This is a genomic window from Streptomyces sp. NPDC003393, assembly GCF_053589015.1.
Genome location: NZ_JBSFRB010000004.1, coordinates 276,975 through 295,331 on the forward strand (window position 1 = coordinate 276,975; position 18,357 = coordinate 295,331).

The 18,357-nt window shown below is 72.4% G+C and carries 14 protein-coding genes; 11 read left to right on the top strand and 3 right to left on the bottom strand.

Annotated elements, in window-relative coordinates; translation table 11 throughout:
* Nucleotides 1-85: 85 nt before the first annotated feature.
* Nucleotides 86-3,922: a glycosyltransferase gene (locus ACWDUZ_RS06645; protein WP_451630685.1), complete on the top strand. Its 3,837-nt coding sequence runs from the start codon at nucleotides 86-88 to the stop codon at nucleotides 3,920-3,922.
* Entirely contained in the window at nucleotides 3,919-5,427 is a 1,509-nt protein-coding gene (locus ACWDUZ_RS06650; protein WP_451630686.1) for a DUF5719 family protein, read from the top strand. Before ACWDUZ_RS06645 ends, ACWDUZ_RS06650 begins: the two co-directional genes overlap by 4 nt.
* 76 nt (nucleotides 5,428-5,503) lie before the next feature.
* Here ACWDUZ_RS06650 and ACWDUZ_RS06655 read toward each other — a convergent pair whose 3' ends face one another.
* Nucleotides 5,504-5,953 carry a metallopeptidase family protein gene (locus tag ACWDUZ_RS06655; RefSeq protein ID WP_451630710.1) on the bottom strand — a complete coding sequence of 150 codons (450 nt, stop codon included), beginning with the start codon at nucleotides 5,951-5,953 and terminating at the stop codon, nucleotides 5,504-5,506.
* A 384-nt stretch (nucleotides 5,954-6,337) separates the two neighbouring features.
* Between ACWDUZ_RS06655 and ACWDUZ_RS06660 the strand changes: the two genes are divergently transcribed.
* The 6 genes from ACWDUZ_RS06660 (at nucleotide 6,338) to ACWDUZ_RS06685 (ending at nucleotide 12,316) form a co-directional block, all read left to right on the top strand.
* The gene (locus tag ACWDUZ_RS06660; RefSeq protein WP_030182488.1) at nucleotides 6,338-6,763 is read left to right on the top strand and encodes a DUF3499 domain-containing protein; all 426 of its coding nucleotides are present in this window, start codon (nucleotides 6,338-6,340) and stop codon (nucleotides 6,761-6,763) included.
* A gap of 245 nt (nucleotides 6,764-7,008) precedes the next feature.
* A complete protein-coding gene (locus ACWDUZ_RS06665; protein WP_451630687.1) occupies nucleotides 7,009-8,373 on the top strand; it encodes a phosphomannomutase/phosphoglucomutase in 1,365 nt (454 codons plus the stop codon).
* Nucleotides 8,374-8,503: 130 nt separating this feature from the next.
* Nucleotides 8,504-8,674, top strand: a complete 171-nt coding sequence (locus ACWDUZ_RS06670; protein WP_358867960.1) for a Trm112 family protein — start codon at nucleotides 8,504-8,506, stop codon at nucleotides 8,672-8,674.
* Between the two features lie 186 nt (nucleotides 8,675-8,860).
* The gene (locus ACWDUZ_RS06675; RefSeq protein ID WP_451630688.1) at nucleotides 8,861-9,988 is read left to right on the top strand and encodes an SIS domain-containing protein; all 1,128 of its coding nucleotides are present in this window, start codon (nucleotides 8,861-8,863) and stop codon (nucleotides 9,986-9,988) included.
* 56 nt (nucleotides 9,989-10,044) lie between these two features.
* Nucleotides 10,045-11,196, top strand: coding sequence for a mannose-6-phosphate isomerase, class I (gene manA, locus ACWDUZ_RS06680; RefSeq protein ID WP_451630689.1), 1,152 nt, complete (start codon nucleotides 10,045-10,047; stop codon nucleotides 11,194-11,196).
* 139 nt (nucleotides 11,197-11,335) lie between these two features.
* A complete protein-coding gene (locus tag ACWDUZ_RS06685) occupies nucleotides 11,336-12,316 on the top strand; it encodes a cation diffusion facilitator family transporter (protein WP_451630690.1) in 981 nt (326 codons plus the stop codon).
* Between the two features lie 43 nt (nucleotides 12,317-12,359).
* On the opposite strand, the gene lepB is transcribed toward ACWDUZ_RS06685, so the two are convergent.
* Nucleotides 12,360-13,040, bottom strand: a complete 681-nt coding sequence (lepB, locus tag ACWDUZ_RS06690; protein WP_451630691.1) for a signal peptidase I — start codon at nucleotides 13,038-13,040, stop codon at nucleotides 12,360-12,362.
* Nucleotides 13,041-13,368: 328 nt separating this feature from the next.
* Between lepB and ahcY the strand changes: the two genes are divergently transcribed.
* Together ahcY and ACWDUZ_RS06700 are read left to right on the top strand one after the other, a co-directional pair.
* Entirely contained in the window at nucleotides 13,369-14,826 is a 1,458-nt protein-coding gene (gene ahcY, locus ACWDUZ_RS06695; RefSeq protein ID WP_451630692.1) for an adenosylhomocysteinase, read from the top strand.
* Between the two features lie 173 nt (nucleotides 14,827-14,999).
* Entirely contained in the window at nucleotides 15,000-15,617 is a 618-nt protein-coding gene (locus ACWDUZ_RS06700; protein WP_451630693.1) for a hypothetical protein, read from the top strand.
* Nucleotides 15,618-15,662: 45 nt separating this feature from the next.
* On the opposite strand, the gene ACWDUZ_RS06705 is transcribed toward ACWDUZ_RS06700, so the two are convergent.
* Entirely contained in the window at nucleotides 15,663-16,625 is a 963-nt protein-coding gene (locus ACWDUZ_RS06705; RefSeq protein ID WP_451630694.1) for an RDD family protein, read from the bottom strand.
* Between the two features lie 130 nt (nucleotides 16,626-16,755).
* Here ACWDUZ_RS06705 and ACWDUZ_RS06710 point away from each other — a divergent pair, with 130 nt between their 5' ends.
* Complete coding sequence (locus ACWDUZ_RS06710) at nucleotides 16,756-17,763, top strand: stage II sporulation protein M (RefSeq protein WP_451630695.1); 1,008 nt, start codon at nucleotides 16,756-16,758, stop codon at nucleotides 17,761-17,763.
* Nucleotides 17,764-18,357: the final 594 nt, after the last annotated feature.

Consider the following 18,357-nt stretch of genomic DNA (forward strand, 5'->3'; position numbering starts at 1 on the left):
GTGTGGTCGCTCGTCCGAGACGCCGAGCCGCTCCCAGGGGCACAGGCGTCCACCGCAGTCCACCGAACCGGGGCCGTGTATCTCGATGTCCGTGCACAGCCATACGGCAGCCCACTACGGCGTCGCCGCCGCAGCGCCGTCGGACTCCGCGGGCGCGACGCAGTTCGCCCCGCAGTCCGACCCCAGCCGGCCGCCGGAGTTCCCGCGGCACGTCGTCACCGCCGTCCTCGTCTCCCACGACGGCGGCCGCTGGCTGCCCGACGCGCTCGCGGGCCTGCTCGGCCAGGAACGCCCCGTGCAGTACGCCGTGGCCGCCGACACCGGCAGCGCGGACGCGTCCGCCCAGGTGCTCACCGACGCCCTCGGCGCCGACCGCGTGCTGCACCTGGCCCGCCGCACCGGCTTCGGACAGGCCGTCGACGAGGCCACGCGCATCGCCCCGGTCCTCACCCCGGACGAACTGCCGTACCTCAGGCGCCCCAGCGGCTGGGACCCCGTCACGCGCTCCTGGCGCGACGACGCCTACGACCTGCCCGAACTCCCCCACGGCGAACCGGTGCAGTGGCTCTGGCTGCTGCACGACGACTGCGCCCCCGAGCCCGACGCCCTGGCCGAGCTGTTGCGGGTCGTCGACAACGAGTACGAACTCGGCCGCGAGGACGTGGCCGTGGTCGGCCCGAAGCTGCGCGGCTGGTACGACCGGCGACAGCTTCTCGAAGTGGGCGTCAGCATCGCCAACTCCGGCCGCCGTTGGACCGGGCTGGACCGCCGTGAACAGGACCAGGGCCAGCACGACCACGTCCGGACCGTGCTGTCGGTCTCCAGCGCCGGAATGCTGATCCGGCGTGACATCTTCGAACAGCTCGGCGGGTTCGACCGCCGACTGCCCCTGATGCGCGACGACGTCGACCTGTGCTGGCGCGCCCACGCCACCGGTCACCGCGTCCTCGTCGCCCCCGAGGCCGTCGTACGGCACGCCGAGGCCGCCTCCCGCGAGCGCCGCACCGTCGACTGCGTCGGCCGCACCACCGCCTCCCCGCACAAGGTCGACAAGGCCGGTGCCGTCTACACCCTCCTCGTCAACACCCGTACCGCCGCGCTGCCCTGGGTGCTGCTGCGCCTCGTCCTCGGCACCCTGCTGCGCACCCTCGCCTACCTCGTCGGCAAGGTCCCCGGACAGGCCGTCGACGAGATCCGCGGCCTGATGGGCACACTGCTGAGGCCCGAGCGGATCATCGCCGGCCGGCGCCGGCGCGGCAGGCCGCAGATCGACAAGGGCGAGCTGAGGGCCCTGTTCCCGCCGCCCGGAGCGACGATCCGGGCCACCGTCGAACAGGTCGCGAGCAACCTGGTCGGCCGCTCCGACCCCGAGGTCTCCTCGGCCGGCCGACACGGCGGCGCGATCGAGTCCGGGCCCGGCGGCGACGACGCGGACTTCCTGGAGATCGAACAGTTCGCCCGGCTCAAGCGGATCGCCCGCAGACCGGGCCCGGTCCTCTTCCTGGTGCTGCTGCTCGTCACCCTCGCCGCCTGCCGGAACCTGTTCGGCCCGGGCGCGCTCGCGGGCGGTGCCCTGCTGCCCGCCCCGGCCGACTCCTCCGAGCTGTGGTCGCGCTACCTGGACTCCTGGCACCCGGTCGGCACCGGCGGCACCCCGTCCGCCCCGCCGTACCTGGCGCTGGTGGCGATGCTCGCCTCGGTGCTGCTCGGCTCGAGCGGACTGGCCGTCACCGTCCTGCTCATCGGCTCGGTACCGCTGGCCGGGTTCACCGCCTACTTCGCCTCTCGCCCGCTCGTTCCCTCGCGACTGCTGCGTGCCTGGGCCTCCGTCGTCTACGCCTTCCTGCCCGCCACCACCGGCGCGCTGGCCGGCGGCCGGATCGGCACCGCCGTACTGGCCGTGCTGCTGCCGCTCATCGCCCGCGCGGGCATCGCCGCGAGCGGCCTGGCACGGGCCTCCGGCGCCCGCGGCAGCTGGCGCGCCACCTGGGCGTACGCGCTGCTGCTGACCCTCGCCACCGCGTTCACGCCCATCGTCTGGCCGCTCGCCCTCGTCCTCGGCGTCGGTGTCCTGGCCGTGCGCCGCGGCGACATCGTCGCCCACGCGCTCCGCTTCCTGGCCCAGTTGGGCACCCCGCTGCTCGCCCTCGCGCCCTGGTCGCTGTCGCTGCTGCCGTTCGGCTTCTTCAAGGAGGCCGGACTGGAGTACGGCTCCTCCGCCGCCTCCGCCCTCGACCTGCTGGGCGCCTCCCCGGGCGGCCCGGGCACGGTGCACGGGCTGATGCTGATCGGCATCGTCCTGGCCGCGCTGGCCGCGCTGCTGCGTTCGGAGCGGCAGTTCGCCATCTGGACCAGCTGGGCGGTCGCCCTGGTGGCGCTCGTCTTCGCGGTCCTGTCCAACGACTCCGCCTGGGCCGGCCCGGCCACCCTCGTCGAGGGCATCGCCCTGCTGGCCGCCGCCGTGCTCGGTGCCGACGGGGCACGCGCGCGCGTGGCCGAGCAGAGCTTCGGCTGGCGCCAGCCGGTCGCCGCGCTCGTCGCCTTCGCCTCGGCGGCGGGTCCGCTGCTCGTCGTCGCCGGCTGGATGATCCGCGGCGCCGACGGCCCGCTGGAGCGGCGCGACGTGGCGCAGGTGCCCGCGTTCGTCGCCGAGGAGAGCAGCACCCGCGACCAGGCCCGCACCCTGGTCATCGACAGTGACTCCGCCGCCCACGTCGGCTACATGCTCGTGCGCGGCTTCGGGGTCCGGATGGGCGACGCCGAACTGGTCGCGGCGGACGGCGGAAACAGCAGGCTCGACAAGGTCGTCGCCAATCTGGTCGCCGGTTCCGGCGCGGACCAGGCGAACCAGCTCGGCGGCTTCGCCGTGCGCTACGTCCTCGTCCACAAGGGCGCGCCCCGCGAGATCAGCCGCGTCCTGGACTCCACCCCCGGCCTGAGCCGGCTCAGCCAGCAGGACGGCAGCGCCCTGTGGCGGGTGGACCGGGAGGTCTCGCGCGCCGTCGTCGTGCCCGCCTCCGGCTCGGATTCCGGCCGGGACTCGGGCGAGGACTCGGGGGCGGCCTCCGCAGCCGGCGCGGCGCGGCCCGTCGCCGCCGGACCCGTCGAGATCCACACCACGATCCCGGCCGGCGCCGCGGGCCGCGTCCTGCGCCTGGCCGACGTCGCCGACCCGGGCTGGACGGCCACCCTGGACGGCAAGCCGCTCACCCGCACCACCCTCGACGGCTGGGCCCAGGGCTTCCAGCTCCCCGCGTCCGGCGGCAAGCTCGACGTCACCTTCGACGACCCGATCGGCCACACCGCCTGGCTGTGGGCCCAGGGCCTGCTCGCCGTCGTCCTCGTCGTCCTCGCCCTGCCCGGTCGGCGCCGCGACGTCGACGACGACCTGCCCGAGGAGCAGCCCGTTCCCGCGGAGGCGATCAGCGGCGAGGGGCGCCGGGCCCGCCGGCTGCGCGCCCAGGCGGAGGCCGAGGAGGCCGCCCGCGAACCCCAGCCGCAGGACGCGGACACCCTGCCTCCTCCTCCGGCGGAGGCTCCCGCCGTACCGCGCCAGCAGTCCTACGACGACTGGGACACCACCGCTTACGCCGGGGCCCCCGGTGCCGGAACGGCGACCGAGTACGGCGCCTACGGCGGCGAGCAGTACCAGAACGCCCCCGCCCAGGACCGGCAGTACCCGGCAGGCGCCTACGAGGACCCCTACCAGGGCGGCCAGGCCGGCTCGTACCAGGGCGGACAGTACGACCCGTACGCCTACGGCGGTGGGACGCCGGCGGGCCCCTACGACCCCACGGCCTACCAGGGTTACGAGGACCCGTACGACCAGGGCTACAGGGAGCCGTACGACCCGGCACAGCACCACGCGCAGGACCACGCGCACGGCATCGGCAGTGAGCGGCCCGACGGGAGCCAGCAGTGAACCGCACGACCCTGTCCCTGATCGCCGGTGTGGCCGCGCTCGCCGCTGTCACCGGATTCGCCGCGCTGGACACCCCGGACGCGACGGGCGCCGGCAACGCCAAGGCGGCCGCGCGGCTGCCCGTCGAGCGCACCACCCTGGTGTGCCCGGCCCCGAGCAGTTCGGACATCGCCGACACCTCGTACACGTCCTTCACCCCCGTGACCACGGGCGCGGACGGCGACGGCGAGGCCCGACTCCAGTCCGCCGCCGAAGAGTCGGCCACGACCGGCGACGACAAGGGCGAGAAGGACGGCAAGAAGAAGGCCCCCAAGCCGGTCCTGCAGCCGAAGGAGCCCGGCAAGCCGGTCACTGGCGACACCTCGGGCGGGGACGCGCCCGCGCTGATCGGCACCGCCGAGGGCAGGTTCGCGCCCGGCTGGACGATGCAGCAGACCACCGAGGTCGCCGCCGGCACCGGCCGGGGCCTGCTGGGCGTGGACTGCACCGCCCCGGACACCGAGTTCTGGTTTCCCGGCGCCAGCACCGCGGCCGGCCGTTCCGACTACGTGCACCTGACCAACCCGGACGACTCCGCCGCCGTCGTCGACATCGGGCTCTACGGCAAGGACGGCGCCGTGAAGTCGACGGTGGGGGAGGGCATCACCGTCGCACCGCACTCCAGCGAGCCCGTTCTGCTGTCCACGCTCGCCGACGCGCCGCAGGAGGACCTCACGGTGCACGTGAGCGTGCGCAGCGGCCGGGTCGGCGCGGCGGTGCAGGCTCTGGACGACAAGATCGGCGGTGACTGGCTGGCGGCCGCCGCGGACCCGGCGGACAGCCTCGTCCTGCCCGGCATCCCCAAGGACGCCACCTCCGTGCGGCTGGTCGCCTTCACCCCGGCCGACGCCGACACCGACCTCAAGGTGCGACTGGCCTCGGCGTCCGGGCTGATCACGCCCGCGGGCCACGACACCGTGCACCTCAAGGGCGGGATGACGACCGGCGTCGACCTGGGCGACCTCACCCGCGGGGAGGCCGGCTCGCTGGTGCTGACCCAGACCTCCCCGTCCGTGCCGGTGGTCGCCGCGCTGCGGGTGACCCGCGGCAAGGGCGGCAAGCAGGAGACGGCGTTCATCCCCGCGACCGCTCCCGTCGCCGCGCGCGCCACGTCCGCCGACAACAGCGGGAAGGGCTCGACGCTCTCCCTGACCGCCCCCACCGCCGCCGCGCAGGTCAAGGTCACGGCATCGGCGGGCAGCGAGGGCGGTACGGCGGTGACGAAGACGTACACGATCAAGGCGGGCACGACCCAGGACATCACCCCGCCCGCCCCGTCCGGGCTGAAGGGCACCTACGCCCTGACGGTGGAGCGTCTGTCCGGCGGCCCGGTGTACGGGGCGCGCACCCTGACCGCCACGGAGAACGGCGTCCCCGGGTTCACGGTCCAGACCCTGCCCGACGACCGGGGGACGGTGTCGGTGCCGCATGCGGACGAGGACGTGTCGGTGCTGCAAAAGTCCTGAACCCGGCCAGAGGGACGGGGACCCTGGGCGAAAGCCTCTGCGGGCGGGATCTGATCCAGCCAGGTCCGGCCCCGCCTCAGTCCTCTCCGTACCGGGGATCCACCGTCTCCGGTGTCAGCCCGAGCAGCTCGGCCACCTGCTCGACGACGATCTCGTGCACCAGGGCGGCCCGCTCGTCACGCCCCTTGCTGCGGATCTCCACCGGCCGCCGGTAGACGACCACCCGCGCCTGGTGGCCGTCCCGTGCGGGCATCGTGCCGCCCAGCGGCACCGGCTCGTCGATCCAGGGCTGCCCGGGCCCGTCCAGCCGCGGTACCTCCAGCACCACGAAGTCGATGTCGGCCAGCTGCGGCCAGCGTCGCTCCAGACGCTCCACGGAGTCCTGCACCAGATCCGCGAACGCCTCGGCACGGCTCGCGGCGAGCGGCACCTGGGGCGGTGCGATCGGGCCGCGCATGCCCCGGCCGTGGCGATCACGTCGTCGAGGCCCCGGGGCGGCGGAGCGGGGCGGTACACGGTTGTCCATCACTGCTGAAGCGTAGTCCCCGCCGACTGATCACGCCCGTGCCCGGCGCGGCATGCCGGACACGTGCCGGACACCGGCCGTCCGCGCGGTCGCGGATCACGGCGGCCGGTCAGGACGACCGGTCACACAGGCCACGACGACCGGTCACACACGTCACGACGACCGGTCATATCGGTCACGACGACTGCTCACTTGGTATCGATTCCGGCCAAGCCTGGCTCGTTTCCGTAACTCTCCGAGACCGTCGATCTCGAGACGATTGACGGTGTTTGTACCCAGTCGTGACCGGGGCAGGATGGGCCGGAGATCGCCTTCTCGGCCGTCTGTGCAGGTCAGAGGGGTGTTCCCGAAGGGGCTTGAAGCACGACACGGTGGGGTGACCTGGTGGAGAGTCGTCGCGGCCCGCTCAAGAGTGCGGTACCGTCCAACGTCGTGAGCCCTGTACGTCGCTGTTCGCGCACCGCTTGCGGCCGTCCCGCCGTAGCGACGCTGACGTACGTCTACGCCGACTCGACCGCGGTCCTCGGTCCGCTCGCCACCTACGCCGAACCCCACTGCTACGACCTGTGCGCCGAGCACTCCGAGCGCCTCACCGCCCCGCGCGGCTGGGAGGTCGTACGACTGCTCGACGGTTCGGCGCCCGCCCGCCCCAGCGGCGACGACCTGGAAGCGCTTGCCAACGCGGTGCGTGAGGCGGCCCGCCCCCAGGAGCGGGCGGCCCAGGCCGGTGGCGGCGGAGCGCGCGGTGCCGACCCGATGGAGGTCGCGCGCCGCGGTCACCTGAGGGTGCTCCGGTCACCGGACAACTGACAAAACCGTTCACCACCGCGTGCGCCGAGGCGCGCCCACCAGCCGGGCCGCAGGCGCCGGGCAGGCCGAGGACACGGCCCAACGCCTCGCCGGCCCTTCCGAGTTGTCCCATCGGTCCATCCGAGTCTCCCCGGCGGTACGTCCGCGCACGTCCACCAGTACGAGTACACAGTCACGCACCCGTCGGCCCCGCCGATCGGGACGGGTAGTTTGTGGTGACCGATGGAACTCCAGAAGGGTTGGCCGTGGCTGCTGATCTGTCGCAGATCGTGAAGGCGTACGACGTGCGCGGTGTGGTCCCGGACCAGTGGGACGAGTCGCTGGCCGAACTCCTCGGCGCGGCCTTCGCCCGGGTGACCGGCGCCGACGCCATCGTGACCGGGCACGACATGAGGCCCTCCTCGCCCGGCCTGGCCGGTGCCTTCGCGCGCGGCGCCGCCCGGCTCGGCGTCGACGTCACCGAGATCGGCCTGTGCTCGACGGACCAGCTCTACTACGCCTCGGGCGCGCTCGGCCTGCCGGGCGCCATGTTCACCGCCTCGCACAACCCGGCGCGGTACAACGGCATCAAGATGTGCCGCGCGGGCGCGGCGCCCGTCGGCCAGGATTCGGGCCTGACCGAGATCCGCGAACTGGTCGAACGGTGGAGCGAGTCGGGCGCCCCCGAACCGGCCGTGCGGGTGGGCACGATCACCCGGCGCGACACCCTGGACGACTACGCGGCCCATCTGCGCTCCCTCGTCGACGTCTCCGCCATCCGCCCCCTGAAGGTCGTCGTCGACGCGGGCAACGGCATGGGCGGCCACACCGTCCCCACGGTCCTGACCGGTTCGCCCGTCGACCTCGTCCCGATGTACTTCGAACTCGACGGCACCTTCCCCAACCACGAGGCGAACCCGCTGGACCCGGCGAACCTCGTCGACCTCCAGAAGCGGGTCCGTCAGGAGGGCGCCGACCTCGGCCTGGCCTTCGACGGCGACGCCGACCGCTGCTTCGTGGTCGACGAGCACGGCGAGCCGGTCTCCCCGTCCGCGATCACCGCGCTGGTCGCCGCCCGCGAGCTGGCCCGGCACGGCGGACAGGGCGTGATCATCCACAACCTGATCACCTCCTGGTCGGTCCCGGAGGTGGTCGAGGAGAACGGCGGCACCCCGGTCCGCACCCGGGTGGGCCACTCCTTCATCAAGGCCGAGATGGCGCGGACGGGCGCGATCTTCGGCGGCGAGCACTCGGCGCACTACTACTTCAAGGACTTCTGGAACGCCGACACGGGCATGCTGGCCGCCCTGCACGTCCTGGCGGCCCTGGGCGGCCAGGACGGCCCCCTGTCGGCGCTGGTGGCCCAGTACGACCGCTACACCGGCTCCGGCGAGATCAACTCCACGGTCGCCGACCAGGCGGCCCGCCTCACCGCGCTCAAGGCCGCCTACGCCGACCGCGAGGACGTCGCCCTGGACGAACTCGACGGCCTGACCGTCACCGCCGCCGACTGGTGGTTCAACGTCCGCCCCTCCAACACCGAACCGCTGCTGCGCCTGAACGCCGAGGCGAAGGACGCGGCCACGATGGCCGAGGTCCGCGACGAGGCCCTGAGGATCATCCGCGGCTGACAGGGACCGCCGGGGCCGTCCGCCGCCGTACGGCCCCGGCCGACTCCGTCACCGCGCCCCGCCGGCGGTAGTCTGACCAGGCACGTCCGTACAACCGCACACGCCCCCCTACGCCCCGGAGGGAACACCCATGCCGCTCGAAGCCGGCCTCCTGGAGATCCTCGCCTGCCCGGCCTGCCACGCCCCCCTCAAGGAGCAGGACGCGGAGCTGATCTGCACCGGTCAGGGCTGCGGCCTGGCCTACCCCGTCCGCGACGGCATCCCCGTCCTCCTCGTCGACGAGGCACGCCGCCCCGAGTGACGGGCGACCCGACGAGCCGCCCCGCGTGACCGGCGACGTGACCGACTCCGCGTCGGCCGGGCGGCCCGGTGTCCCCCCGTCCTGACGTCCCACCATCCCGACGACCCGGCGCGCCGACGCCGTGACGTCCGACGACCCGACGTCCCGGCGCTCCGGCGCTCGGAGCCCGATCGGAGGCTGCCGCCCATGCTCGACGAATCGCTGCTCGACGACCCGGAGGCACTCGCCCGGGCCGACCGCCGCGGACTGCTCCGCGGTGCCGCCGAGGCCGGCGCCCGGATCCGCACCGCCGCCCGGCACGCCGCTGAGGCCGGAGTGGGCGAACTCAAACCCGACGGCCGCCCCCGCGCCGTACTGATCGCCGGCCCCGGCGCCGCCGCCACCCACGCCGCCGACCTGCTCGGCACCCTGGCCGGCGGTGGCAGCCCCGTCACCCGGCTGGCCCCCACCGGCGTCGCCTCCGCCTCCGGCGCGCTGCGCTGGGAACTGCCCGGCTGGACCGGCTCCGTCGACCTGCTGCTGATCGCCACCCCGGACGGCACCGAACCCAGCCTGGCCCTGCTCGCCGACCAGGCCTACCGCCGGGGCTGCACGGTCGTCGCCGTCGCCCCGGCCGACACCCCCCTGGCCGAGGCCGTCGAGGGCGCCCACGGCCTGTTCGTCCCCATGGCGACGGCCCCCTACGACCACGGCGAACCTCTCGCCGGATCCGCCCCCGGAGTCTTCTGGGCGCTGGTCACCCCACTCCTCGCGCTGCTGGACCGGGTCGGCCTCGTCACCGCCGCTCCCGACGCCCTGAACGCCGCCGCCGACCGGCTCGACCACATCGCCGAGCGCTGCGGGCCCGCCATCGCCGCCTACAGCAACCCGGCCAAGACCCTCGCCGCCGAACTCACCGACGCGCTGCCGCTGATCTGGACCGAAGGCCTCGCCGCCGGTCCCGCGGGCCGCAGGTTCGCCGCCGGGCTCGCCGAGCTGTCCGGCATCCCCGCCCTCGTCGCCGAACTGCCCGAGGCCCTCGCCGCGCACAACGCGCTGCTCGCCGGCCCGCTGGCCGCCAGCGCCGACCCCGGCGACTTCTTCCGCGACCGCGTCGAGGAACCGGCCGCGCTGCACGCGCGCGTGGTCCTGCTCCGGGACCGCCCGCTCAGCGAGCTCACCGCCGCTCCCGCCGCCCGGGACCTGGCCCTCAGCCACGAGACGCCGATCAGCGAGTTGGAGTCGGAGCCCGGCGGCGAGATCGAGACCCTCGCGGAACTGATCGCCGTCACGGATTTCGCCGCCGTCTACCTGTCGCTCGCCTCCAGGGCCTGACCCGGGCCCGGGGCCCCGCGGACGGGCGCCCCGAAAACCACCGCAGAGAGAAACGCATGGACCGCCTCGACAACACCATCCGCCCCTACGCCTGGGGCTCCACCACCGCCATCCCGCACCTGCTCGGCGTCGAACCGAGCGGCGAGCCGCAGGCGGAGATGTGGATGGGCGCCCACCCGGGCGCGCCCTCGCGCACCGCACGCGGCACCCTGGTCGAGGTCATCGCGTCCGACCCGCAACGCGAACTGGGGGCCGAGGCCGTCGCGAAGTTCGGCCCGCACCTGCCCTTCCTGCTCAAGATCCTCGCCGCCGGCGCCCCCCTCTCCCTCCAGGTCCACCCCGACCTCCGGCAGGCCCAGGAGGGCTACGCCGACGAGGAGCGCCGCGGGATCCCCGTCGACGCCCCGCACCGCAACTACAAGGACGCCAACCACAAGCCCGAACTGATCTGCGCCCTCACCGAGTTCGACGGCCTGTGCGGCTTCCGCACCCCGGCCGAGGCCGGCGACCTGCTCGCCGCCCTCGACGTGGACTCCCTCAAGCCGTACGTCGACCTGCTGCACGCCCACCCCGAAGAGGCCGCCCTGCGCGAGGTCCTCACCGCGATCCTCACCGCCGACCGCGAGGAGACGGCCCACATTGTTGCCGAGGCCGCGGCCGCCTGCGCCCGCCTCGGCGGCGACCACGCCCCCTACGCCGGCATCGCCCACCACTACCCCGGCGACCCGGGAGTGCTGGCCGCGATGCTCCTCAACCACGTCCGCCTCCAGCCCGGCGAGGCCCTCTTCCTCGGCGCCGGCATACCGCACGCCTACCTCAGCGGCCTGGGCGTGGAGATCATGGCCAACTCCGACAACGTCCTGCGCTGCGGCCTGACCCCCAAGCACGTCGACGTCCCCGAACTCCTGCGCGTCGTCCGCTTCGAGGCGTCCGACCCCGGCGTGCTGCGCCCCGAGGCCGCCCCGGACGGCGAGGAGGTCTACGAAACCCCCATCGACGAGTTCCGCCTGTCCCGTTACGTCCTGCCCGAGGGGGCCACCGCCCACGACCTCACCCTGGGCACCCCGCAGATCCTGCTCTGCACCGCCGGCTCCGTACACGCCGGCGAGCACCGGCTCACCGCCGGGCAGTCCGTGTTCGTCCCGGCGGGGGAGCAGGCCGAGGTGTCGGGGGCCGGAACCGTCTTCCGGGCCACGGTCGTCGTATGAGCCCGCACGCGGCCCCGCTTCCGGTGACCTGACGTACCGCGGCCGGACCGGGCTGCAACAATGACCCACCGGCAAAGGCCAGGCAAAGCCCGCACGAGGGCGACAAGCCAGTACGAGGGCGAAGGGACAACGCGAACACATGAGCGCGTCAGGCGGCACCAGGGCGATCATGGCGGCACTCGGCGCCAATCTCGCGATCGCGGCATCGAAGTTCGTGGCCTTCGCCTTCAGCGGCTCGTCGTCGATGCTCGCCGAGGGCGTGCACTCGCTCGCCGACTCGGGCAACCAGTTCCTGCTGCTGGTCGGCGGCAAGAAGGCGCAGCGGGCGGCGACTTCGGAGCACCCGTTCGGCTACGGACGCGAGCGCTACATCTACGCCTTCCTCGTCTCCATCGTGCTCTTCTCCGTCGGCGGCATGTTCGCCATCTACGAGGGCTACGAGAAGATCAGCCACCCGCACGAGGTGGAGCACTGGTACTGGCCGGTTGGCGTCCTCGTCTTCGCGATCTTCGCCGAGGGCTTCTCCTTCCGCACGGCCATCAAGGAGTCCAACACGCTGCGGGGCGGGCTGTCCTGGACGCAGTTCGTCCGCCGCGCCAAGGCGCCCGAGCTGCCGGTCGTCCTCCTGGAGGACTTCGGCGCCCTGATCGGTCTCATCCTCGCCCTCCTCGGCGTAGGAATCGCCCTGCTCACCGGCGACGGCGTCTGGGACGGCATCGGCACCGTCTGCATCGGTGTCCTGCTCGTCCTGATCGCCCTCGTCCTGGCGGCGGAGACCAAGTCGCTGCTGCTCGGTGAGGCCGCCGGCGCGGAGGTGGTCCAGCAGATCGAGGCCGCCACGGTCGACGGCGACACCGTCACCCGCGTCATCCACATGCGCACGCTCCACCTCGGCCCCGAGGAACTGCTCGTCGCCGCCAAGATCGCCGTCCGGCACGACGACACGGCCACCGAGATCGCCACGGCCATCGACACGGCCGAGGCACGCATCCGGGCCGCCGTCCCCATCGCCCGCGTCATCTATCTGGAACCGGACATCTACAGCGAGACCGAGGCCGCCAATGGGCCCGACCCCGAGGCCACCCCGGGCGGCCCGACCCCGCACGCGGCCGGCCACTGAGACTCCGGCCCCGCGCCCGGGGAGCGGGGCCGTCCCGGCCGGGTCAGACCGGCCGCACCGGCCAGGGCGCCGGCGGCACGGGCGGTGTCCTGTGTCGCCGTACCACCAGGGCACCGATCCCGAGCCCGATACCGACAAGGACCAGCACTCCGCCGCCGAGCAGCCCCGCGACCAGCAACAGCGCGGCGGTGCGGCCGTCCGTCACCCTCCCCCGCACGGCCGACACGGGCACGGTCCCACCGTGGTCGGACGCGAAGAAACGGGAATCCCTCGAATCGGCCCGGTGGTCGCCCAGCAGGAACAGGCGGCCCTGGGGCACCTTCACGTCGAACGGCCGGTACGTCCCGTCGGCGTCGCCCCGGCTGACGTAGGGCTCCTCGAGCGGCTTCCCGTTCACCGTGAGCCGCTCCTCGGAGCCCACGCGCGTACAGCACGCCACTCGGTCGCCCCCCACCCCGATCACCCGCTGCATGACGACGGCACGGGTCCCGTAGCGGTCCGGCATCGAGAACATCACCACGTCACCGCGCCGCACCCGACTGCCGTCCATCCGTTCCCACGTGATGCGCTCACCCGGCTCGTAGGTCGGCTCCATGCTCCGGCTCGACAGCGTGCCGCCACCGTAGGCGTGCCGTCCGTACCCGAAGGCACCGACGGCCAGCGCCAGTCCCAGCACCCCCACGACCAGCGCCGCGATCCCCAGCCCCCGCCCTCTGCCCGCCATGTCCGTCCTTCCCGCCTGTCCCTTGATCGCTGCGGACAATAGCGACCGCCCCGACGGCAGCCCGCACGGGCCTCCCCCGATCGGCGTGCACGGTCCGGAGGCGGACTGGGGTGGGCAGGGCTGTCCGGTGTAGCTTGGGACGGAGCCAGACGTCGCTGCTGATGGCGGTCGGGCGGCCCCACGACGGGCCGGCCGAGGGAGAGAGGGCCTCCGACGGACTGCGCTGCGCGCACGCGGGCATGGCTGTGTCCTCTTCGGGCACCCCTGTGTCCGCCGCCGCGCAGATCAGCCGCATCCACCTCGCCCCAACCCCGAGGAGCAGTTCGTCATGACGACTGTCGAGAACCGACAGGACTTCAAGGTCGCGGACCTGTCTCTGGCCGAGTTCGGCCGCAAGGAGATCTCTCTGGCCGAGCACGAGATGCCGGGCCTGATGGCGATCCGCAAGGAGTACGCCGAGAAGCAGCCGCTGGCCGGCGCCCGGATCACCGGCTCCCTGCACATGACCGTGCAGACCGCCGTCCTCATCGAGACCCTCGTCGCCCTCGGCGCACGCGTGCGCTGGGCGTCCTGCAACATCTTCTCCACCCAGGACCACGCGGCCGCCGCCGTCGCCGTCGGCCCGGACGGCACCCCCGAGAACCCCCAGGGCATCCCCGTCTTCGCCTGGAAGGGCGAGACGCTGGAGGAGTACTGGTGGTGCACGGAGCAGGCGCTGACCTGGCCGGACAGCCCCACCGGCGGCCCGAACATGATCCTGGACGACGGCGGCGACGCCACCCTCCTCGTCCACAAGGGCGTCGAGTACGAGAAGGACGGCAAGGTCCCCTCGGTCGACACCGCCGAGTCCGAGGAGCACCGGGTCATCCTCCAGCTGCTGACCCGCACGCTGGGCGAGACCCCGCAGAAGTGGACCCAGCTGGCCTCCGAGATCCGCGGCGTGACGGAGGAGACCACCACCGGCGTCCACCGCCTGTACGAGATGCAGCGCGACGGCACCCTCCTCTTCCCGGCGATCAACGTCAACGACTCGGTGACGAAGTCGAAGTTCGACAACAAGTACGGCTGCCGCCACTCCCTGGTCGACGGCATCAACCGTGCCACCGACGTCCTGATCGGCGGCAAGACCGCCGTCATCTGCGGCTACGGCGACGTGGGCAAGGGCTGCGCGGAGTCCCTGCGCGGACAGGGCGCCCGCGTGATCATCACCGAGATCGACCCGATCTGCGCGCTCCAGGCGGCCATGGACGGCTACCAGGTCACCACCCTGGACGACGTCGTCGAGACCGCGGACATCTTCATCACGACCACCGGCAACAAGGACATCATCCTCGCCTCCGACATGGCGAAGATGAAGCACCAGGCCATCGTCGGCAACATCGGCCACTTCGACAACGAGATCGACATGGCCGGCCTCGCCAAGGTCCCCGGCATCGTCAAGGACGAGGTCAAGCCGCAGGTCCACACCTGGACCTTCCCCGACGGCAAGAAGATCATCGTGCTGTCCGAGGGCCGCCTGCTGAACCTGGGCAACGCCACCGGCCACCCCTCGTTCGTGATGTCCAACTCGTTCGCCGACCAGACCCTGGCCCAGATCGAGCTGTTCACCAAGCCCGACGCCTACCCGACCGGTGTCTACGTCCTGCCCAAGCACCTGGACGAGAAGGTCGCCCGTCTCCACCTGGACGCTCTCGGCGTCAAGCTCACCAAGCTGCGCCCGGAGCAGGCCGCGTACATCGGTGTGGACGTCGACGGCCCGTACAAGGCGGACCACTACCGCTACTGACCGACCCCGAGCCGCACCCGCGTCTCACTCAGGTTCGCTCGAGGCAGGCCCCCGCACCCCCGTGCCGGGGGCCTGCCCCTTTGCCGGACAACACGTGCCGACAACATGTGCCGGTCAGACCTGCCGGTCAGACCGAGGACTGGCCGGACCAACCGTCAAGCCCCAGGAACCCCATGCCCCACGGCCGCTATTCGCTCCACGATCCGCACGATCACACCCCCCTCGGTGAAGAGCACTTCCAGTGCGCCCCCGGCCCCTCCGGATGGCGCTACGTCTCCCAGGTCACCACCCCCTCGGGAGATCACCGCGGCTCGGTCGACCTCGCCCTCGACGGACTCGGCCGCCCCCTCCGCCTGGAACTCCACGCGGGCGGCTGGCAAGTACGCGGTGCCGCACTCGACGGCGTCACCTGGGTCCGCACCGACCCCACCGGAACCCATGCGGTCGAAGGCAATGTGCGCGCCCATGCCTTTACCGGCACGTCCCCGGCGTTCCTCGTCGCCACCGCTCGTCTCCTGCGCCTCACCCCCTCGGCCTCCGCTACCCGCGTACGCCTCGTCACCTTCACCGAACCGGTCCTCGCCCCCCGCACCGAGGACCAGTCCTGGGCCCTGGTGGAAAGAGAAGCACACGCCACTGACAGTGGCCCTCTGACCGTGGACGAATACCAGGTCACAGCCCTGGACACGGGCGAGCGGCACATCGTCCACATCACCGGTGACGTGGTACTGGCGGCCCCCGGCATCGAGCTCGAGGACCTCCAGTCACCGCCCTCCGTCTTCACCGCCTGACGCCGGGCTGCGGGACCGACGCCGACCGACGGCGAGCCGGCCGCACTACGCGGGAGGCACGAATCCGGTGGCAGGCCTCTCCCCATTGGCCGGCTCGGGCCGAGGCGCGGAAGCAACCGGTTCCTGCGGGACGGGATAGGTCGACGCCGGTGGGACGGGGTGGGCGGAAGTCTGGGCCGAGGGAGCCGGCGCCTGGGGCGCTGGAGCGGGCCCCTGGTGCGGGGGGAAAGCCCGAGTGCCCGGCCCGCCCGTCGCCGCACCGTTCCCGAAGGCCCTCCGCGCCTCGCGGACCTGCCGCTCCTGCAACACGGCCGCCAGATACATGTCCGGCGGGACCCCGGGCGGCACCGGAGCCCCGGTACGCGCCGAGAGATCGACGGCGAGCCGCTCCGCCATGCCCGAGCCGACCTGCGGATCCAGCTGCCGCATGCGTGTCAGGTACTGCCGGATCGCGAGCCACAGACCGTCCGGCACCGCCGACAGGTCGAGGGCCGAGAACCGCCCGGCCAGCCAGGGCGGCGGCGGAGGCACGAAGGACGCCTGTCCGGCCGGCACCCGTTCCCGCACCACGAGGGTGCCCGCGAAGACGTCACCCAGCCGACGTCCGCGGCCGGACACCAGGGAGGCGATGCAGGCGACGACGCCGAACGTCATCAGAATCTCCACCACGCCGATCGCCCCGCGCACCAGCGCGTGCCGGAACCGGATCGGACCGCCGTCGTCCCGGACGACACGCAGCCCGCAGGCCAGCTTCCCGAGCGACCGCCCGTGGCTGAGCGTCTCCACGGCGATCGGCCCGCCGACCAGCACCAGCAGAAAGGATGCGATCGACAGCGCGATCTGGGCCGCCTCGTCCATCGACGCCGTGGCGGCGAACAGACCGATGCTCACCATCACATAGACCGCCATCGCCACGGCGAGGTCCAGCAGGACGGCCAGTGCCCTGCTGGGCAGCCTCGCAGGACGCAGTTCCAGCGCCACCGCCTCGCCCGTCACCAGCTCACTCACGCCCGCCGCCTTCCCCTGGCCCGCCTTGGAGACGGCCAGTCTGCCAAGCTGTGGGCAATCGCGCCGCAGTACGACAAGCTGACGCATCCGACGGGCAGTCGAACAACCAGCCGAGGAGCAGACAGACCCGATGGACCTGGACGTCTTCGTCTCCGCCCACCGAGCCGAGTGGGACCGCCTCGAAGCCCTGCTCCGCCGCCGGCGCCGCCTCACCGGCACGGAGGCCGACGAACTTGTCACCCTCTACCAACGTGCCGCCACCCACCTCTCCCTGATCCGGTCCAGCGCCCCGGACCCGCAGCTGACCGGCCGGCTCAGTCAGCTGGTGGCTCGCGCGCGCAGCGCCGTGACGGGCACCCGGCGAGCGTCATGGCGCGACGTCACCCGTTTCCTCCTGGAGGGCTTCCCCGCGGCGGTGTACCGGGCGCGCCACTGGTGGGTACCCACGGCCGTCGTCTCCACCGTCGTCGCAGCCCTTCTCGGCTGGTGGATCGGAACTCACCCGGAGGTGCAGTCCACGATCGCCGCCCCCAGCGAGCTACGGCACCTCACCCGCCCCGGCGGCGAGTACGAGACCTACTACTCCAGCCACCCCGCGGCCGCCTTCGCCGCACAGGTGTGGACGAACAACGCGCAGGCTGCCGCCATGTGCCTGGTCCTGGGCGTGTTCCTGGGACTGCCGGTCCTCTGGATCCTCTTCGAGAACATGCTCAATCTCGGGGTCGGCATCGGCCTGATGTCCTCGGCCGGACGGCTCGACACCTTCCTCGGCCTGGTGCTCCCGCACGGACTGCTCGAACTGACCGCGGTCTTCGTCGCCGCCGGCACGGGTCTCCGTCTGGGTTGGACCCTCATCGACCCCGGCCCGCGCACTCGTCGCGCGGCCCTCGCCGAGGAGGGCCGCGCGGCCGTGGGCATGGCGATCGGACTCGCCCTGGTGCTCTTCGTCTCCGGTGCCGTCGAAGGCTTCGTCACCCCCTCGGGCCTGCCCACCTGGGCCCGCATAGGCATCGGGATCGTCGCCGAGCTGTGCTTCCTGACCTACGTGTACGTCCTCGGCGGCCGGGCCGCACGCACCGGCGAAACGGGAGACGTCGCGGCAGACGAGCGAAGCTCCGGCGTGCCGACGGCCGCCTGATGTGCATGAACGTCCGCCAAGCTGCTAGTGTCCTCTTCGCCCCACCGGAGCCGTTGACACGGAGCGGGTGGGGAGGTAGATTTACATAGTTGTCCGGAGATGGACCCAGTCCACAGGGCCACAGTGAACATCTACTTGCTTCTTGGAAACGTCGATTTCAAAAGAAGCCCTCCCGATGAATCGGAAGCGAAGTCCGGTCAGACCGGCGCGAAAGTTCTGATAAAGTCGGGTCCGCCGGAAAGGGAAACGCGAGAGCGGGAACCTGGAAAGCACCGAGGAAATCGGGTCGAAAAGATCTGATAGAGTCGGAGACACCGAAGGGAAGCGCCCGGAGGAAAGCCCGAGAGGGTGAGTACGAAGGAAGCGTCCGTTCCTTGAGAACTCAACAGCGTGCCAAAAGTCAACGCCAGATATGTTGATACCCCGTCCGCCGAACTGGTTTCGGTGGTCGAGGTTCCTTTGAAGAAAACACAGCGAGGACGCTGTGAACCGAGGGGACTATTCCTCTCCTTGGTTCCGCTCCCGTGTGTGTCACCGGGATGACCCGGAAAGCATTCACGGAGAGTTTGATCCTGGCTCAGGACGAACGCTGGC